Here is a 20,651-nt window from a genome sequence, read left to right as displayed (position 1 = left end):
CTTTGAAAGCTTTTGACGCAGCCCATCATGATCATATAATTAAATCAAAAAAAAATCCACCTGCTATTGCTAACAGGTGGATGGGGATATAAATTAAAACAATAAACTCTTAAGCCAAATTGCGCCCGGCATTTACAATACCGTAAACCGTACGGATCACCAGCTTGTTATAAACATCATTAAGCTCAGTATCCTTTTCATAATTGATACATTGCAGGGCGTAGTGCTGAATGATCACCAACGGTAACACTATTTTTTCGCGAATAGCGATAGAACGGCGCTCAACCGGGTATTCTTCCATCAGTACAGTGCTGCCGGTTAGTTCAAGAAGCATTTCGCGGGTAAGAATAAACTCATCGCGAAGCATTTTCCAGAAGGTGCCAAATTTTTCATCCTGTTCCAGGTACGCTGTAACCCTGAAGTCCGACTTCGACATCGACATCATACAGTTATCCAGCATAGTTTTAAAGAAGCCTGAGGTTTGATAAAGCTCTTTAATCTCGTCCCAACCGCCAGTTTCTTTAACCTGTTTAAGTGCTGTACCCACACCATAAAAACCGGGGATACTTTGCTTTAACTGGCTCCATGAAGTTACAAAACTGATAGCCCTAAGGTCTTCCAGTTTCAATTGAGCCCCTGCATTACGTTTAGTTGGGCGGCTGCTGATATTAATCCTCGACAATAATTTCAGCGGACTGAATTTTTCAAGGTATTCAACAAACAGCGGATGTGCGCGCAGATCGATAAACAGCTTGTAGCTCACGTCGGCCATTTGCTGAATGAGTTCCTTGTGACGGCTATCCAGCAGATCGTTACGGTTGGGGTGCAATGCTGAAATAATACCTGCATTGATCAGCTGCTCCATATTAAATTGGGCCGTTTCAACCGAACCATATTGCGAACTAACGGTTTGCCCTTGTATAGTTAACTGGATATGCTCGTTAGCAATCTCTTTACCCATCGATGCATAGAAACGGTGTGTTTTACCACCACCGCGGGCAGGCGGCCCTCCCCTGCCATCAAAAAACGCCAGCTGGATGCCGTATTTGCGGGCCATCGCGGTAAGCTCAACTTTAGCTTTATATATTGACCAGTTAGCCATCAGGTAACCGCCATCTTTAGTACTGTCGGAGAAACCAAGCATGATTGTTTGCTGGCTCCCCCTGTTTTTTAAATGTTCTGCATAAAACGGATGTGTATACAACTGTTCCATGATGCCTGCAGCATGTTCCAGATCGTTCACGGTTTCAAACAGCGGCATAAAATCAATGCTTAAGCTGTCTTTTTTCCACCCGCTCCATAAAAACAGGTTAATCAACTGCAAAATATCCGAAGCGCGCTGACAGTTACTGATAATGAAGCGCTGGCACGCCCTTTCACCATTACCCTGTTGAATTTGCTTAACCAACCTGATGGTATCCAGTGTATCGTGGATCATAGCATCTTTTTCCTCTTTAGGGCAAACAAAATCGGCCTCTTTAAAAGTGATGCTCTTTATTTTATCTTCTTCGCTTAGTTCCGAATAACCTTCCGCTACGCCTGTGTCAATATTTTGGGTTCCATATTCAAACACCTTACGTAAAATACGGCTGTCCTGCCTGATATCAAGTGTTGCAAAATAACATCCAAAAAGGCGTACCTTCTGGATCATATCCTCAACAATATTCACAAACAAACCATCGTGATCCCGAAGGATAACTTCTTTTATAGAAAGCAGCAACTCCAGCAGTTCGCCTTGAAGATCAACCGGGGTTAACTGTTCATTAGCGTTTTTGTAAAACAGCGTTTCCAGTTTAGTCATGGCCCCCTCAACACCGCGGAAAGTAATTCGGCGTTTTAGTACCCTGAAATCGCGGTAGTAACACCTGAACAGGCGCTGCCTTAAAAAGCTGGCAACTTCTTTAGTAGTTTGGGTTGTTACGTTAGGGTTACCATCACGGTCGCCACCTGGCCAAAAACCAAGTTCCAGTATCTGACGGCTTGCAGCGTCGATATCAAACTCCTCTTCCAGTTTTGATTGGATCCCAGATACGGCATGATAAAATATATTTTCCAGGAACCAGGAAAGGCTGATAGCCTCATCAACCGGCGTTGGCGATGTTTTATTAAAGAATGGCGTTTTACCTAATTGCTGCAGCAATACATCAATATTATTGATGTCGTTGGTTTTTACAGCTTCAATTAAATCCGTCATGATGCCCAGCACCGTACCGGGATAAAACTGCGTAGGGTGAGCGGTAAGCACCAGGCGCAACGAAAAATCTTTTAATTTTTCACTGATATCCTGCCGGCTTTCATCACTGATGGCTGCATGCTGCAACAAGCTTTGCAGGGTACCACTGTCATCAAACTTACCTATTTTATTAAATGAGGAATCTTCAATGGCGTCAAATAAAACCACCTGCCGTTCAATGTACTGAATAAACCTAAACATGCGGTTAATCTGCTCGCGATGATCGATATCCGGTACATACTTTTCAAAAAACGACTCGATAATATCTGTCGGCGAATCATGGGTGATAGCGCCTTTCTCACAATGTGAACTGAAAAACGGTAATAAGATCCCTGTATCCTTTACCTGGTAAAACGGAAGTGTTTGAAACAAACTGTTATATAACTCAAATCGGGTAACAACCTCGTTATTGAAGGCTGCTTCTCTTTGGCTGAGTTTTAACGTTGGCGACATAGTAAAAAATTAAATTGAGGTAAAATTGATTGGTTTAGCTTTTGGCCTTTTCCGGGGGGTGAATTTACTGATCTTTAATTTAATTTCATCAAAAAGTAAATATTTATTAACACAAATCTTCAATTAATGCCATTTTTATCAAAAACAGATACATAAATTAAAATTATGTAAATTTGAAACGTCATTTTAGGCCAATAAATTATATTTAATAAAAACAGGCCGAACAAACAAAATTGCTTATAATAGTTCTGTTATTTACAAAGCTACTGCTACCATGTCTATAAACATCAGGGAGATAAAAAGTTTCTTTTACAGTCAATATTTTTCTGATGGGATCCGCATTTGTATAGGCATTTTATTGCCCTCACTGCTCCTAATGCAGTTTGATAAGTTTGATCTGGGCCTCACACTTTCACTGGGCGCATTGTGTATCTGCGTTATAGATACTCCCGGGCCGGTATCGCACAAGCGTAATGCTATGGCGGCCGGCAACCTGTGTTTATTTTTGGTTGCCGCTATTACCGGGTTTGCTCGGCTCAATGTATTTACCCTTGGCTTCGAGATCACCTTCTTCGCTTTTTTGTTTTCCATGTTTACGGTTTATGGCAACAGGGCAGCATCCGTAGGTACTTCATCATTATTGATCATGATCTTTATGATGGATAAGGCATTGACAGCTCCCGAGGTATTGGGTTATAGTGCGACTATCTTAGCAGGCGGTGTTTGGTATATGATCTTCAGTTTGTTGTTTTTCGGTATCCGCCCTTACCGCGCGGCGCAGCAGGCCCTTGGCGAAAATGTGACCGATATAGCACGTTTTTTACGCATCAAAGCCGATTTTTATTTATCGGATACCGATATCGACGAAAACTACCGCAAGCTGGTTTCCAAACAAATTCAGGTGAGCCAGCACCAGGATGCTGTGCGCGAACTGCTTTTTAAAAGCCGCATCATGGCCCGCGAATCGACAGCACCAAGCAGGATCCTGGTGCTCACCTTTGTGGACCTTGTTGATATTTACGAACAGATCATGGCCACGCACTATGATTACAACCACATTCGCGAAAAATTTAAAGACACCGGCGTACTAACCGAAATAGCCCGTATTATCCATAATATGGCCGATGAGCTTGACGATATAGCCTATATTATATTATCCAACACACGCCGCCGCCATCTTACCGATTTTACAATTGAGTTGGAGAAGCTAAAAGTAAAGATCGACTCCATCGGAAAAAACAACCAGGAAACCAGCAATCTGGTGCTTAAAAAGGTGCTGGTAAACCTGCGTTCACTTAGCGAGGGGATCAACAATATTTACAAGTACTACAGCTCAAAAGCCGCCGAATCATTAAATGAGCCCAAAGGTGATGTGGAGTATTCGGCTTTTGTTACCCACCAGGATTTTGCACCGCATATTTTTTTCGACAACTTTACGCTGGCATCCGGCGCATTCAAACATGCCCTGCGTGTAGCGTTGGTATGTTTGGTAGGCTTTATCACAGCTAAATTGGTTTCATTAGGCCATCACAGCTATTGGGTACTGCTTACCATCATTGTAATATTGAAGCCCGGGTTTAGTCTTTCAAAACAGCGTAACTACCAGCGTTTAATAGGCACCATTGGCGGTGGTGTTATAGGTATAGCCATACTTACCTTTATCCCTAATCTTACTGTGCAGTTTATTTTCCTGGTGATATTTATGATGGGCGCCTACAGTTTTCAACGGCTTAATTATGTAGTGAGCGTAATTTTCATGACCCCGTATGTGCTTATCCTATTCAAGTTTTTAGGTGTGGGACTGTTAAATGTGGCGCAGGAAAGGATCATCGATACTATTATTGGCTCAACCATTGCCCTGGTAGCCAGCTACCTCATTTTCCCAACCTGGGAGTTTGAACAGATCCAGGAAACGCTTCGGGACGTCATTGTAGCCAACATCAATTACCTGGTTACCATTGCCGAAAGCATTTCGGGCAAAATGATCAGCATTACAACTTATAAGCTGGCGCGTAAAGAGGTTTATGTAAAATCGGCCAACCTTTCGGCCGCTTTTGAGCGCATGACATCAGAACCTAAAAGCAAACAGCGTAAAATAAAGGATGTACATAAATTTGTGGTGCTTAACCATATCCTTTCATCATACATCGCTACCATTGCATCAGCACAAAGCAAAAAGGAAATCCCGGTTGCGCACCCCGACGCCATGAAGCTCATCAAAAAAAGTATAACCGTTTTGAACGATACCGGTCAAAAACTGCATGCTCAAAATATTGAATTTAATATAGGTAAAATCCCCCCTGTTAACCCGGAAGCTCTAAAGCCGGTAGCCCAGGCCGAAGATGCTTTGTTGAAAGAGCAATTGGGCTTTATCAATAAGATCAGCTACGATATTGCAAAGATTACGGATAGTATATTGCTTGAACCATGATTTAGAGGATTTAGGATTGCCCTGACGCCAGGTAATGTAGGGTAAAGACCTATAATCTCCTCTCTATAGTATCAGAATAATCTTCTAATCCTAAAAATCATGGCACAGCAATATGTTTAAACCTTTAAATTAAAATATTTCCAAATACAAAAAATACCGGGTTATGGGGATACGTTCATAATGATTTTTCCCTACTTTAGCCATTGATGATACCTGTTGTTTCAAAATTACCCCAAACCGGAACTACCATATTCACCATTATGTCGGCCCTGGCCAACGAACTGGGTGCAATAAATCTGTCGCAGGGTTTTCCTGATTATGACTGTTCGCCCGACCTGATTGAGCTTGTAAATAAAGCCATGAAAGAAGGGCATAATCAATACGCGCCCATGGCTGGTGTCATGGCTTTAAGAGAGCGTATTGCCGAAAAAACCGAAAAGCTTTACGGCGCGGTTTATAACCCCGAAACAGAGATTACCATCACTGCCGGTGGTACACAGGCCATTTTTACAGCTATAAGTGCTGTAATTCACCCCAACGATGAGGTGATCATATTCGAGCCGGCTTTTGACTGCTATGCCCCTGCCATAAAACTGATGGGCGGCGTTGTAAAATCGCTTGCCCTTGAGCCGCCTAATTACCGCATTGCATGGGACATGGTTAAGCGGTTGATCAACCAAAAAACAAAAATGATCATCCTTAACTCGCCTCATAACCCAACGGCAACTATTTTGCATAAGGAAGATATTGACGAGTTGAGCGCATTGGTAAAAAACCAGGATATCCTGATCCTTAGCGATGAGGTATATGAACACCTGATCTATGATGGCGAAACCCACCACAGCATGGCCCGCTACCCTGATCTGCAGCAGCGCAGCTTCATCGTAGCATCGTTTGGCAAGCCTTTTCATGCCACTGGCTGGAAGGTGGGCTATTGCATGGCGCCTGCTTATTTGATGAATGAGTTCAGGAAAATCCACCAGTTTTTGGTATTCGCCGTAAACACTCCTATTCAGTATGCCATCGCCGAGCATTTAAAAAACGAAGAAACTTATCTCGGCCTGGCCGAATTTTTCAAGGAAAAACGCGACTATTTTAGAAAAGGCCTTGAACAAAGCCGTTTTAAGCTTTTGTCATGTTCAGGATCATACTTTCAGTCAGTAAGTTACCGCTCTATTACCGACGAAAAAGATGCCGACTTTTCTATCCGTGTGGCAAAGGAGTTTGGGGTAGCGTCCATACCTGTTTCGGCCTTTTACAGCAAGGGGATTGATCACCATGTGTTAAGGTTTTGTTTCGCCAAAAGGCAAGAAACTTTAGATAAAGCCGTTGATAGGTTAATTCGAGTTTAATTTTTGGTTAATGATCCATAGTTTATGGATAATAGCCAGATCATAAGTTTGATTTTGGATCATGGTCCATAGTTCATGGATCATAGCCAAATTGTATAAGTTTTATCCGTATGGGTCAACCAATCATCATGCGTTTTTTGCCGTGATCCATGATCCATCAACTATGAACCAAATATTATGGAGAATCTTAAAATTACTGTTTTTCAAGGCTACCTTTTTTGGGAAAATACCGATAAAAATCTTCAGAATATTACCCTCAGGTTATCGGGAGGGATCCGCGAAAAAACAGATCTCATCATACTGCCCGAGATGTTCAGTACGGGTTTTACCATGAACGCCGCCGAATTGGCTGAGCCTATGAATGGCAAAACCATGCAATGGATGGAAAAAATAGCCAAACAATATGATTGTGTGATAACCGGGACCGTTATTATTAAAGAGGGCGGCAAGTACTACAACCGGTTAATCTGGATGCGCCCTGACGGCAGCCATGAACATTACGACAAACGCCACCTCTTTGCACTTGGCCAGGAACACAATACCTACACCGCCGGCACCAAAAAGCTTTTCGTTGAACTTAACGGCTGGAAAATTTGCCCGGTAATCTGTTATGACCTGCGTTTCCCGGTGTGGCTGCGTAATATAGAAGCTAATCCTTACGATCTGCTCATCGTGGTTGCTAACTGGCCCGAGCGCAGGGCTGCACACTGGCGTACCCTGATACCTGCCCGTGCGGTTGAAAACCAGTCGTACGTGATAGCAGTTAACCGCGTAGGCCACGATGGAAACGAAATTTACCATAGCGGGGATTCCACCTGTATCGATCCTAACGGTAAGGTAGTTTACTATAAACGTGATGAAGAAGACCTTTATACTTTCAGTATCATAGGTGATGAGGTTGAAAAAGTACGCCGTGCACTACCTTTTTTGAAAGATGCGGATGATTTTGAAATAAATATCTGAAATAACCCTGATTCATGGGATTTGAAGATTTCTTGATTTTATCTGAACCGGAATTTGAAGAATTTATTGAATTGCCAGAATATAGAATTCAATAAATTCTTCAATTCGTTTAATTCGAGTTCAGACAGTTCCCCTTCTTACCATTAGTTTTCTTTCACTTCATACAAAATTCATAACCGTTTTGAAATTTTGTACTGTAGAATTGAAGAAGGAAACATGCGTACTATAAAATCCCTGCTATTTATATCACCGTTATTTTTTAGTTTATTAACACAAAAGGCCGAAGCACAAACAGATACGTTAAAGATCACTTTCCCTGATGCTGAAAAACAGTTCATTGAAAATAACCTGAGCCTGCTTGCCCAAAAGTATAATGTTGATGCCTCAAAGGCGCTCATTCAACAAGCTAAACTATGGGATAACCCAACCCTAAGCACCGATCAGAACATTCATGACGGCAGCACCAATAAGTTTTTTAACCACTCAAACGGAGGCGGACAAATATTTGTCCAGTTAAACCAGGTGTTTGCCACTGCCGGCAAACGCGGCAAACAGGTAAAAGTAGCCGAAGACGATGCTAAAGTTCAGGAAGCCGCCTTTAATGACTTGATGCGTAACCTGCGTTATAATCTGCAGCTTGATTTTAGCCAGTTGGGCTCCTTGAATGCACAGCAATTAGTTTATCAAAACGAAATTAAATCAGCCACTGAACTGGTTAATGCAATTCAAAAATCATTTGATGTAGGTAATACCTCCATGAAGGACCTCATCCGCCTGAAAGCTCTATTGTTCGGTTTGCAAAATGACATGGTTGAAAATAACCGCCAGATCAATGATCTGCAAACAGAGCTTAAAACATTACTCCAAACCAAGGAAACCACATTTGTACAGCCTGTCATAAATGACAAGCCGGTTGAAACCGTTGATCTTGATGTGCAATCGCTCATTAGCCAGGCCATGACCAACAGGCCCGACTACCTGTCAAACCAATACCAGTTAAGTTCGGCTACCCATAACCTCGCTTATCAGAAAGCACTTGCGGTGCCTGATGTTACCTTAGGTGTATCCTACGATCAACACAGCAGCTACGCCGCACACTACTATGGTTTACAAATTGGTTTCCCGATACCGTTGTTTAACCGCAACCAGGGCAATATAAAGTCGGCACAATACAATATCAAAAGCCAGGAGAGCACCCTGAAACAAAATGAATTCCAGCTTAAAAATGATGTAGTTGCTGCTGTTAATCAATATAAGCTAAACGTGCAGTTGTTCTCAACCCAGCAAATCGCCTTTAATGAGCAGTACGATAAACTGTTTGGCGCAATGCTCAAGAGCTTCCAGCAGCGCCAGATAAGCCTTGTGGAGTTTGTAGACTTTTTTGACACCTATAAGGACACCAAATTAAAAATATTGCAACAGCAATTCAACCTGCAAAAAGCAATTGCCGACCTCAATTTTGCCGTTGGCACAACCGTAATAAAATCCTGACTAAACTTTTAAGACTTACTATGATGAAAAGAGAAACGCTGTTTTCCGGCATCTCAGCTTTGCTACTACTTGCCGCCTGCAAAGGCAAGACACCTCCCGCTGTTGAAAACAAACAGGTAACTGTGAGTGATTCGATGGCTAAAATTATCACAATCGATACTGCCAAAATCGCTACCATAAAAAATGAGCTTACACTTTCGGGCGAGGTATCATATGATGACAACACTGTTGTTAAAGTATTCCCTTTTTCAAGCGGGCAGGTGTTAGATGTAAAAGTTTCGCTGGGCGATAAAGTGAGCAAAGGCCAAACCCTCGCCATTGTACGCAGCGCCGATGTTGCAGGTAATTATACCGACCTGAGCTCGTCAAAATCCGACCTTGCTATTTACAAACGCCAGCTTGAACAGGCCGAATACCTCTACAAAAACGGCATCTCAAGCGAGCGCGATTATACCGAGGCTAAAGAAAATTTCAACAAAGCCGAAGCCGCCTACAACAAAGTAAAAGAGCAGATTGCAATCAACGGCGGCGGTAATACCAGCCCCGGCGGTACATTGGTGATCAAAGCGCCTGAAAGCGGTTTCGTGGTCGAAAAAAATATTACAGCAGGCGGTTATATCCGTCCGGATAATAACAACAGCATGTTTACTATATCCAACATGAAAGATGTTTGGATTTGGGCCAACGTGTTTGAGTCAGACATTAGCCGTGTTAAAGTTGGTTATACCGCGAAGGTTACCACTATCGCTTATCCGGATAAAGTTTTTACCGGCAAGGTAGACGCCGTTAGTTCTGTGCTCGATCCGGACAACAAAGTATTGAAAATTAAAATCGTATTGCCTAACGATGGCATGCTGCTTAAGCCGGAGATGTTCACCAGTGTGGTAATAGCCAACAGCGAAAAAGCGCAGTCGGTTGCTATACCAGCAAAAGCCGTTGTTTATGACAATAGCAAAAACTTTGTAGTGGTTTATAACAATAAAGACGATTTGAAGGTGCGCCAGGTAGCGGTTATCAAAACCGTTGAAGACACCACCTATATATCGTCAGGTTTGCAAGCCGGTGATAAGATCATCTCAAAAAACCAGCTGCTTTTTTATGACGCCATTGCCGGCAACAACTAACAGGTGGGTAAACCAAAAATTGCCAGGTTTTAACCAGGGCATTTACGTTTTTAAAATACAAAGACTACAATGAACAAGTTCATCAAAAATATAATATACTTCTCGCTCAGGCACCGTTACTTTGTGTTTTTTATGACACTTGTATTGGTAGCATTGGGTGTGTGGAGTTACACCAACACCCCTATCGAGACTTTTCCCGACGTTACCAATACACAGATCATAATTATAGCCCAATGGCCGGGGCGCAGTGCCGAAGAAATGGAAAAAATGGTTACCATACCAATGGAAACCGTTTTAAACTCGGTGCAAAAAAAGGCTAACCTCCGTACCACATCATCTTTCGGTTTATCATACATCCGCATTATTTTTGATGATGATGTTGATGATGCGTTTGCCCGCCAACAGGTATTAAGCCGCTTGGGCAACGCTGATTTGCCCGATGGTGTTAAACCCGAGGTTGAACCGCCATACGGCCCAACAGGTGAAATTTTCCGCTACACCCTAAAAAGCCACACCAAATCTTTGCATGACCTTACCGCCATACAGGATTGGGTGCTTGACCGCCAGTTTAAATCAATCCCCGGCGTAGCTGACGTGAACAGTTTTGGTGGCGAGGAAAAAACTTATGAAGTGAGTGTAAACCCGTCGCTGTTACAAAAATACGGTCTTACTTCGCTTGATGTTTACACGGCCCTTAATCGCAGTAACATTAACGTAGGTGGTGATATCATCGAAAAAAACGACCAGGCTTATGTAGTGCGTGGTATTGGCTTAATCAATAATATCGAAGAAATTCAGAATATTATTATCAAAAACGTTAATAACGTTCCTATCCTGGCCCGTGATATTGCCGAGATTAAAGAGGGTGGTTTACCGCGTTTAGGCCAGGTGGGCCGGGATAAAAACAACGACGTTATTGAAGGTATTGTGGTAATGCGTAAAGGTGAAAACCCTGCCGAGGTATTAAAGCTCATTAATCAGAAAGTTGTCGACCTCAACAAAAGCGTGTTACCTGCCGATGTAAAGATCTCCACCTTTTATGATCGTACCAACCTGATGGATTTTTGTACCGAAACGGTGATCCATAATTTATGCGAGGGTATTATCCTGGTAACCGTTATCGTATTCCTGTTTATGGCCGATTGGCGCACAACGCTCATTGTTGCTATCATTATACCGCTGGCATTATTGTTTGCTTTCATCTGTCTACGATTAAAGGGAATGAGCGCCAACCTGCTCTCTATGGGTGCAGTCGATTTTGGTATCATTATAGATGGCGCGGTGGTAATGGTTGAGGGTATCTTCGTGGCGCTTGATCACCGGGCTAAGGAAGTAGGGATGCAAAAATTCAACGGGTTGGCTAAACTTGGCCTATTCAAAAATGTCGGAGCCGAGATGGGTAAAGCTATTTTCTTCTCCAAGCTTATCATCCTTACCTGTTTGGTACCAATTTTCGCTTTCCAAAAGGTTGAAGGTAAAATGTTCTCTCCGCTGGCTTACACTTTGGGTTTTGCTTTGCTTGGCGCGTTGATCTTGACCCTTACCCTGGTACCAGCTTTGTCAAGTATCTTACTTAACAAAAATGTAAGGGAGAAGCATAACCCGGTAGTGATATTCTTTGAAAACGGTATCCGCCGTATGTTCAGCTACACTTACCGTAACCAAAAACTGAGTCTCATTGTAGCAATAGCCTTTATGTCGGTTACCTTCTTTTCGGCTAAGTTTTTAGGTTCGGAATTCCTTCCGCAGCTTAACGAGGGCGCCCTGTGGGTAACCGCGCAGCTGCCAATGAGTACCTCGCTGGAAAGTTCGGTTAAGGTAACTGATAAAATGAGGCAGATCCTGTCAACCTTCCCCGAGGTGAAGCAAACCCTATCGCAAGTGGGCCGTACCAACGACGGTACCGACCCGAAAGGTTTCTTTAACGTTCAGATCCAGGTTGACCTTCTGCCTAAAAAGGAATGGAAACGAAGCATCAGCCAGGAAGAGCTGATAGCCGAAATGGACAAGAAATTAAGCCAGTTTCCGGGTATTGTATTTAACTATTCGCAGCCTATTATCGATAACGTAGCTGAGGCTGTTGCCGGTGTACCTGCATCTATGGCGGTAAAAATATTCGGGCCCGATTTCCAGGTGCTTGATCAGAAGGCCGACTCGGTAATGGCCGTGCTCAAGAAGATCCATGGTGTTGAAGACCTTGGTATTTTACGCAACCTTGGTCAGCCGGAGTTTCGTATTGAGCTTGACCAGCGCAAGATGGCGCTTTACGGTGTGTCTACTGCCGATGCCAACTCGGTTATTGAGATGGCGATAGGCGGTAAAGCCGCCTCGCAGCTTTATGAAGGCGAACGTAAATTTGATATCCGGATCCGTTATCAAAAACAATTCAGGGATACTCAAAGCAAAATTGAGAACCTGATGGTACCTACATTAAACGGTTCAAAAATTGCGATTAAAGAGATTTCTAAGATCACCACACTAACTGGCCCCGCATTTATTTACCGGGACAATAACATGCGTTACATCGCTGTGAAATTCTCGGTGCGTGGCCGCGACTTAGGTAGCACCATAGCCGAAGCGCAGGAAAAAGTAGGCGCCGCTGTAAAACTTGACCAGGGATATTCATTTACCTGGAACGGTGAGTTTGAAAACCAGATCAGGGCATCAAATACATTAGCGCACGTAGTGCCTGTATGTTTACTGGTGATATTCCTGATCCTGTTCATCACCTTCGGTAACGCTAAAGATGCAGTGTTGGTTATCCTGAACGTGCCTTTTGCGTTGATAGGCGGTATTTTAGCATTACATATTACTAATACAAATTTTAGTATATCAGCTGGTATCGGTTTCATTGCCTTGTTTGGCGTATGTATTCAGAATGGTGTGATCCTGATCTCAGTGTTTAAGAAAAACATTGAAGAAAAAATGCACCTTGATGAGGCCATTATGCAAGGCGTGATATCACGTGTGCGCCCGGTAGTGATGACCGCGCTGATGGCTGCCATTGGTTTAATGCCGGCAGCTATCTCAACCGGTATTGGTTCGGAAACTCAGAAACCGCTGGCTATAGTAGTTATAGGTGGGCTTGTGACATCTACCATACTAACCTTATTGATATTACCTATTATTTACGCAATCGTGTACCGTTTAATACACCTTCGTGAAAACCGTAAGCTACTGAAAAAAGTAGGTATGATAAAAGGATAAAACTGAATACTAATTATTTCGAATTAAATCGAATTTCACGAATTAGTTATTCTAATAAAATTTAACAAGTCGTCATTGCGAGGAACGAAGCAATCCCCTACTTACAGAGCCGCTCTGCATAGTTTGGGATTGCTTCGTTCCTCGCAATGACGTTTCGGGGCTATGCATGCTTCACACGGTTATTATTTATTGCGTTCAATCAGGTAATAAATAGTGACCGTTCCTGTTAGTAAATATTCGTGGTAATTAGTGTAATTTGTGCACACTCAAATCATATAATTGGTTTTAAATAATATGTCATTGATCAAACCCGTATTCCGCTCTGCTTTGCCGGTCACCCTGTTGCTTGTTCTGCCTTTTTTATCATCGGCACAAAAGAAAAAAGAGAAGGAAAAAGACTACGCCCAGCTGGTTGATCCATTTATAGGTACTGGGGGACATGGGCATACTTATCCCGGTGCAGTGAGGCCTTTCGGCATGGTACAGCTTAGTCCGGATACCCGGTTGGAGGGTTGGGATGGCTGTTCCGGTTATCATTATACCGATAGCCTGGTATATGGTTTCTCGCACACGCACCTGAGCGGTACCGGTGTCCCTGATTACTGTGATGTATTGTTTATGCCAACCACCGGCGATCCTAAATTTAAAAACACCGATTATCGGTCGCACTTCAGCAAAAAGAATGAGAGTGCAACACCGGGTTATTATAAAACACTGCTCGATAAATATAATATTGGCGTTGAGCTAACTGCAACTACCCGTGTAGGTATGCATCGCTACACTTACCCATCAACCGATAAGGCAAATATTATTATCGATTTGCAGCACCGCGATGAGGTTTTGGATTCATGGATAGAAGTAGTAAATGATCATGAAGTACGTGGTTTCCGTATGTCGAAATCATGGGCCGACAAACAGCAGATATATTTTTACGCTAAGTTTTCAAAGCCTTTTAAAACTTACGGTATTGCTGTAAATAACGAGGTACAAAATGGCCAAAGCAAAGCACAGGGCAAGAATATAAAGTTGTTTTTGCAGTTTGATAATCCCGGCGAAGTGATCAGTAAGGTGGGTATCTCCTCGGTAAGCACCGAAGGTGCTTTAAAAAACCTGGATGCAGAAATACCTGATTTCGACTTTAAAAAAGTTCAGAAAGAAGCCAAAATAGCCTGGAACCATGAATTGAATAAGATTCAGGTAGAGGGCGGCGCACCGGCCCCGGCAACCCAAACCCAACCCGTAGGCGGAACAAGTCCATACAGTTATGCTCCCCCTGCTAAAAAAGTAGTGCAGCCCGATTATGCTAAAATCAAACAAACCATATTTTATACCGCCTTATACCACAGCATGGTTGCTCCCAATATTTACAGTGATGTGGATGGGCAATACCGTTGCATGGACCAACAGGTACATACAGCTCAGGGATTTGACTATTATACCGTGTTTTCCTTATGGGACACCTACCGGGCCGAGAACCCGCTGCTTACGCTGATAGACCGCAAGCGCACGCTCGATTTTATCAAGAGTTTTATGGCGATGTATGATCAGGGCGGCTTATTACCGATATGGCCGCTTGCGAGTACCGAAACTTATTGCATGATCGGCAATCATTCTATCCCGGTTATAGTGGATGCTTACGCGAAGGGCATTCGTGATTTTGATGCCGAGAAAGCTTTCACCGCCATGAAAGCCGCCGTAAACCGTAACCAGTTTGGGCTGGATAATTATCGCCAAAACGGAGCTGTTCAATCAGACGAAGAAGATGCGTCTGTGTCTAAAACATTGGAGTATGCTTATGACGATTGGTGTATAGCCCAGATGGCAAAAATGCTCAATAAAACCGACGATTATACCCAATACATTCAGCGGGCACAATACTGGAAAAACGTCTTCAACAACCAGAATACTTTTATGCAAGCCCGTGCCAACGGCGGCTGGCTGGAGCCTTTCGATCCTGCAGAGATCAACGGCAATTATACCGAGGGCAACTCCTGGCAGTATTCGTTCCTGGTACCCCACGATGTAGGAACCCTGATTGATAAAATGGGCGGCAAACAGGCATTTGAAAATAAGCTCAATGAATTGTTTAGCACACAATCAAAACTTAGCGGCAGTGACATTCCCGATGTAAGCGGATTGATAGGCCAATACGCCCATGGCAACGAACCAAGTCATCACATGGCGTACTTATATAATTTTACCGACTCGCCGGATAAAACCCAGTTTTATGTGAGCCGTATTTTGCGGGAAGAATACAGCAACAAACCTGATGGTTTAGCCGGTAATGAGGATTGCGGGCAAATGTCAGCCTGGTATGTGATGAGTTCTTTAGGAATTTACAATATTGCCCCCGGCCAGCAGGGTTTTCAGATTGGGATCCCGCAGTTTGATAAGGCAGTGATCAATTTGGAGAACGGCAAAAAATTCAGCATTATTAACCCCGGCGCCGGCATTACCCGCAGCAATATCTATCTGCAGGGCATGAACCTTGATAAAAAGGTGTACAGTAAGCTTTTTATCAACTACGATGATATTACCAAAGGCGGGGATTTTGAAGTGTTTACCGGCAGGCTGGCTAATAAGATCTTTACCCAGGATCTGGAAAAACCAGTTTCAAAGGTTACTGATAACCTTATCGTACCTAATCCTTACATTATATCGCCCGCCAGGTCATTCAAGCAGCCGTTCAGCATCCAGATCAAAGATCAGGATACCGATGCAAAAATCTATTACACACTCGATGGCTCTGCTCCTACTGCATCGTCAACGCCTTATACACAGCCAATTACTATTAGCGATAATATCACGGTAAAAGCTATCGCGATAAAGGAGGGCAAAAGCAGCTTTGTTGATGAGGCAAGTTTCATCAAACTCCGCAACGATATTAAGCTAACTATACTGAATAAATACCTGCCTAATTACGCAGCAAAAGGCGATGAGACATTAATTGATGGACAGCACGGCACTATCAACTGGCGTTTAGGCAATTGGCAGGGTTACCAGGGAAAGGATTTTATAGCCATTGTTGATATGAGCGCCGTTAAACCCATCAAACAAATCAGCGTCAGTACCTTGCAGGATAGCCGCGCCTGGATTGTGTTCCCTAAATATGTACAGTTCTGGACATCAAATGATGGCAAAACTTACAAACTGGCGACCACCATTAACACCAAAGTTGATATTAAAGATACCAACGTGCAAACGCAGGAATTTACCGCGCCGTTAAACACCAGTGCCCGCTATATTAAACTGATAGCCAAGCAATACGGCCCGCTACCCGACTGGCATGAGAACAAAGGCAATCAATCCTACATTTTTGCCGATGAAATAACAATAGAGTAATGATTTGATGTGCGGATAAATAAAGTCTGCTATGAGATATCATTTAAAAATGAATAAAACTATTTCATTTTTAAACGGTTAGCTTTATACAAAAAACTTTACCACACATGGAAAATTACAAACCTACCTCTGACGACGGTAAGACCGCCGGCATCATCAGTTATTTTACGCTTATTGGATGGCTTATTGCCTACTTTGCATTGTACACTAATAATAAAACACCGCTGGCTGCCTACCAGATGAGACAAACATTATTGTTTCATCTCGTTTCAATCGTAATTTCATGGCTTGCCGGTTTTATTATAGGCATGGCCTTTGTAACATCAGGAATATTCATAGGTGCGTCAATCCTTTGGATTATACGTTTAGGCTTACTGATCATATGGGTTATCGGCTTAATTGGTGCTGTTAATGGCGAAAGAAAACCGATGCCGCTCATTGGAGAGCCCGCACAAAATATGTTTTCGGGCATTTAAGATTTTCACAGCGCAGTCTAAGACTTACGAAGTTTTGAAAATTTCGTAAGTCTTAATATTTCCGTTATTGCTTTTCTAACAAATGTTTAGCCTCCTGTAGTTTTTCCATTTCGTTTTTAGGCAAAACAGGGAATTCCAGCTTCAACTTTTTCAAGGTATCTCTGATTATAGTTGATATCGCGATGCGCGTAAACCATTTCTTATCAGCCGGGATAACATACCAGGGGCAATCATCTGTAGCGGTTTCGTTAATGGCTTTTTCATAAGCTTTCATATACTCATCCCAATGCTCCCGTTCCGCAATATCGCTGGCCTGGAACTTCCAATTTTTTTTGGGGTTATCTATTCGCTTTAAAAACCGCTTTTTTTGCTCCTGCTTTGAAACATTAAGGAAAAATTTGATCACAACAGTACCGCTGTTACAGATATGCTTTTCAAAATTGCGGATGCTCTCATACCGTTGTTCCCAAAACTGTTTATCAATATCTTCAACTTGTTTTATGGCCGGGTTATTTTCTTTTAAAACAAGTTCGGGATGGACTTTAACGACAAGTACATTTTCATAGTGCGACCTGTTATGGATACCAATACGCCCTCTTTCGGGCAGGGCTTTGTAATGCCGCCACAAAAAGTCGTGATCATAGTCTTCTGAACTGGGTTGTTTAAAGCTATAAACCTGGCACCCCTGCGGGTTTATGCCCGACATGGCGTGCGCTATAGCGCTGTCTTTTCCGGCAGCATCCATCGCTTGAAAAATAATAAGCAATGAATAACTATTTGAGGCATAAAGTTGTGCCTCCAATTTAGAAGTTTCAGCTATCAGTTCATCCAAAACAGACCCGGCATCTTCTTTTTCGTAACCATCACTAAATGCAGGATCATGATCATTCAGTGAAAATTTGCTATTACTTGGTACTTTAAATTGCTCTGTTAAACTTTTCATATAAATAGATATCCATACAAAGTACAAAAACAACATTAAAGTTTTAGCAACTTGATTTCAAATACACGCGGCAACCTTCAACAGGCTATTTTTTATATCCAAACAGCTTTTGATTTATTTATTGTGTACTTTGCACAATATAAATATGTATTATGCCAGTGTTAACCTAAAATTTACCTGTCTATTTTACGTTGTTTATATTTGTTAAACTGCACTATGATATAGTGTCATAATTTTACATTTTTACCCAATGTTCAGACGTATACGCAACCGATTTCTGAGATATTTTGTCATATTCATTTACTTCGTAATTATATTCTTTTGTTCTATTGAGCTTAACTTCCTTTGGCTTTTCGGATACTCACCTGACATGCAGGATATTAAAAGCCCCGTACTTTCGGTGGGATCAGAAGTTTACACTGCCGATGGAAAGCTAATAGGCCAATATTACAAGGAGAACCGCTCACCAATTGAATTTAAAGAGATCTCCCCCAACCTCATAAACGCCCTTGTGGCAACTGAGGATGTACGGTTTTACAGTCACGGCGGCGTAGATTTTTACTCCTTTTTTACCAGTGTACTCTCAACAGCCAAAGGCGACCGCCGCGGCGGCAGTACCATAACCCAGCAGTTAGCCAAAAACCTTTTTGAAACACGTAAAAAGAAATCGCAGGGCGTCATTAAGCATATCCCGGTACTGCGCACCATTGTTTATAAATGCAAGGAATGGCTTACCGCTTTTAAAATTGAGCACGTTTACAGCAAGCAGCAAATATTGACGCTGTACTTCAATACCGTGCCCTTTGGCAACAATTCATACGGTATTAAAACAGCATCGTTAAAATATTTTAATAAGCAGCCCGGCACCTTAAACCCTGCCGAATCAGCCTTACTTATCGGCATGCTGAAAGCCACATCGAGCTACAACCCCATTAAAAATCCGCAGCGCGCTACCGAAAGGCGCAATACTGTATTGGGACAAATGGAAAAATATAAGTTCCTCACTGCCGACCAGTATAAAAGTAACGTCGCATTGCCACTCGGGCTCGACCTGAGTTATGTTGAAGACGACTCCCACGGCGATTCATACCTGCGCCGCGCCGTTGAGAAATGGCTGGATAAATGGTGTAAGGAAAATGATTACAACCTTTATGAAGATGGCCTGAAGATCTATACTACCATCGATTCAAAAATGCAGCAATATGCCGAAGAAGCTGTTACCGAAAAAATGAAGATGCTGCAAAAACGCTTCTATAACCTTTGGGGGAACAAAAATCCGTGGCGCGATTCAAAAGGCGTTGAGATCAAAGATTTCATCCTCAAAAACGAACAAAGGCTCCCTATTTACAAGCTACTTGAAAAAAAATACGGCGGTGATACGATTAAGATCCAGGATTACTTTAAAACGAAAAAACGGATGACCGTGTTTACCTGGCATGGAGAACAGGACACTACTTTTTCTACTATAGATTCTATAAAATATTACGCTAAGATCCTGAACACCGGCATGATGACACTGGAGCCATCAACCGGTAAAATAAAAGTTTGGATTGGTGGTATCGATCATCGTTTCTTTAATTACGATCACGTAAACCAAAGCCGCAGACAGGCAGGCTCCACCTTTAAGCCATTTGCCTATTTAACAGCGCTTGATAATGGCTTTACCCCTTGCGATAAGTTTACCGACAAGCCGGTATCCATCAAGTACAAAGACAATGGCGAGGACAAAGTTTGGGAGCCTAACAATGCCGACTTCCATTTCTCCTATCGTGAAATGTCACTGCGCTGGGCTATGGGTAAATCTGTAAATTCCATTACGGCACAACTAACCGAAAAAGTGGGCTGGGATAAAATTGTGGAATATGCTCACCGCTGCGGCATCGAAAGCCCTTTAAAGTCCGTTCCATCGGTATCATTGGGTTCAAATGATGTTTCGGTTTATGAAATGGTTAGGGCTTATAGCACCTTTCTTAACAAGGGTGAAAAATTGGATCCGTTACTGGTCACTAAAATCACTGATCAGCAAGGCAATGTGATACAGGAGTTTAAGCTTAAAACCGAGAAAGTCTTAAGTGAAGAAACTGCCTGGCTGATGCTTTACATGTTCCGCGGGGGGATGGAAGAACCTGGCGGAACCTCACAGGCGCTTTGGGAATACAACGGCCTTTGGAAAAAAGACAACCAGATAGGCGGCAAAACCGGTACATCATCCGATTATGTGGATGGCTGGTATATGGGTATCACCAAAGATCTGGTAACAGGCATTTGGGTTGGTGCTGATGACCGTTCAGTACACTTTACCACATCCGAAACCGGCGAAGGCTCACATACGGCGTTGCCTATCTTCGGCAGGTTTATGGAAAAAGTATATGCCGATCAGTCGTTAGGTTATACTTACGGACCATTCCCCAAACCATGGACCAAGATCACCAAAACTTATAATTGCCCATCGCCGCATATTGAAGAAGATACAACTTCAACTGATAGCATAAGCAACCCTATTGATACAACAGGCGTAACACCTGTACAGGAAAACAATCCGGAAAACCCGGAAAGCACACCGCCTAATAACCAACGGTAAACGGATACAGGCGTTTTTTTCCATACTGTGAAGAGAAAATGAATAAGGTTGTTTT

General features: G+C 42.7%; 11 protein-coding genes. 9 read left to right on the top strand and 2 right to left on the bottom strand.

All coding sequences use genetic code 11. The features are described 5' to 3' along the window. Positions 1–109: 109 nt before the first annotated feature. Positions 110–2,686, bottom strand: a complete 2,577-nt coding sequence (locus BLP33_RS09540) for a phosphoenolpyruvate carboxylase (RefSeq protein WP_090526919.1) — start codon at positions 2,684–2,686, stop codon at positions 110–112. Positions 2,687–2,960: 274 nt separating this feature from the next. Between BLP33_RS09540 and BLP33_RS09535 the strand changes: the two genes are divergently transcribed. The 8 genes from BLP33_RS09535 to BLP33_RS09500 all read left to right on the top strand — a co-directional run bounded on the left by BLP33_RS09535 (position 2,961) and on the right by BLP33_RS09500 (position 17,072). Continuing rightward, on the top strand, positions 2,961–5,117 hold the full coding sequence (locus BLP33_RS09535) for an FUSC family membrane protein (protein ID WP_090526917.1): 2,157 nt from the start codon (positions 2,961–2,963) through the stop codon (positions 5,115–5,117). A 206-nt stretch (positions 5,118–5,323) separates the two neighbouring features. Next, entirely contained in the window at positions 5,324–6,469 is a 1,146-nt protein-coding gene (locus BLP33_RS09530) for a methionine aminotransferase (protein WP_090526915.1), read from the top strand. A gap of 177 nt (positions 6,470–6,646) precedes the next feature. Beyond that, positions 6,647–7,432 carry an amidohydrolase gene (locus tag BLP33_RS09525; protein ID WP_090526913.1) on the top strand — a complete coding sequence of 262 codons (786 nt, stop codon included), beginning with the start codon at positions 6,647–6,649 and terminating at the stop codon, positions 7,430–7,432. A 216-nt stretch (positions 7,433–7,648) separates the two neighbouring features. Further along, entirely contained in the window at positions 7,649–8,923 is a 1,275-nt protein-coding gene (locus BLP33_RS09520; protein ID WP_090526911.1) for a TolC family protein, read from the top strand. Between the two features lie 20 nt (positions 8,924–8,943). Next, a complete protein-coding gene (locus BLP33_RS09515; RefSeq protein WP_229701564.1) occupies positions 8,944–10,047 on the top strand; it encodes an efflux RND transporter periplasmic adaptor subunit in 1,104 nt (367 codons plus the stop codon). Positions 10,048–10,116: 69 nt separating this feature from the next. Further along, entirely contained in the window at positions 10,117–13,254 is a 3,138-nt protein-coding gene (locus BLP33_RS09510; protein WP_090526907.1) for an efflux RND transporter permease subunit, read from the top strand. 294 nt (positions 13,255–13,548) lie between these two features. After that, complete coding sequence (locus BLP33_RS09505; protein WP_090526904.1) at positions 13,549–16,596, top strand: GH92 family glycosyl hydrolase; 3,048 nt, start codon at positions 13,549–13,551, stop codon at positions 16,594–16,596. Positions 16,597–16,703: 107 nt separating this feature from the next. Next, positions 16,704–17,072 carry a magnetosome magnetite crystal formation protein family gene (locus BLP33_RS09500; protein WP_090526902.1) on the top strand — a complete coding sequence of 123 codons (369 nt, stop codon included), beginning with the start codon at positions 16,704–16,706 and terminating at the stop codon, positions 17,070–17,072. Between the two features lie 64 nt (positions 17,073–17,136). Here BLP33_RS09500 and BLP33_RS09495 read toward each other — a convergent pair whose 3' ends face one another. Next, a complete protein-coding gene (locus BLP33_RS09495) occupies positions 17,137–18,015 on the bottom strand; it encodes a polyphosphate kinase 2 family protein (RefSeq protein WP_090527627.1) in 879 nt (292 codons plus the stop codon). A 250-nt stretch (positions 18,016–18,265) separates the two neighbouring features. On the opposite strand from BLP33_RS09495, the gene BLP33_RS09490 reads away from it, so the two are divergent. Continuing rightward, the gene (locus tag BLP33_RS09490) at positions 18,266–20,596 is read left to right on the top strand and encodes a penicillin-binding protein 1A (RefSeq protein WP_090526900.1); all 2,331 of its coding nucleotides are present in this window, start codon (positions 18,266–18,268) and stop codon (positions 20,594–20,596) included. The last annotated feature ends 55 nt before the right edge of the window (positions 20,597–20,651 follow it).

It is taken from the genome of Mucilaginibacter sp. NFR10 (assembly GCF_900100445.1).
In the GTDB taxonomy this organism is placed as follows: domain Bacteria; phylum Bacteroidota; class Bacteroidia; order Sphingobacteriales; family Sphingobacteriaceae; genus Mucilaginibacter; species Mucilaginibacter rubeus.
This window is presented reverse-complemented; position numbering and strand designations above follow the sequence as displayed.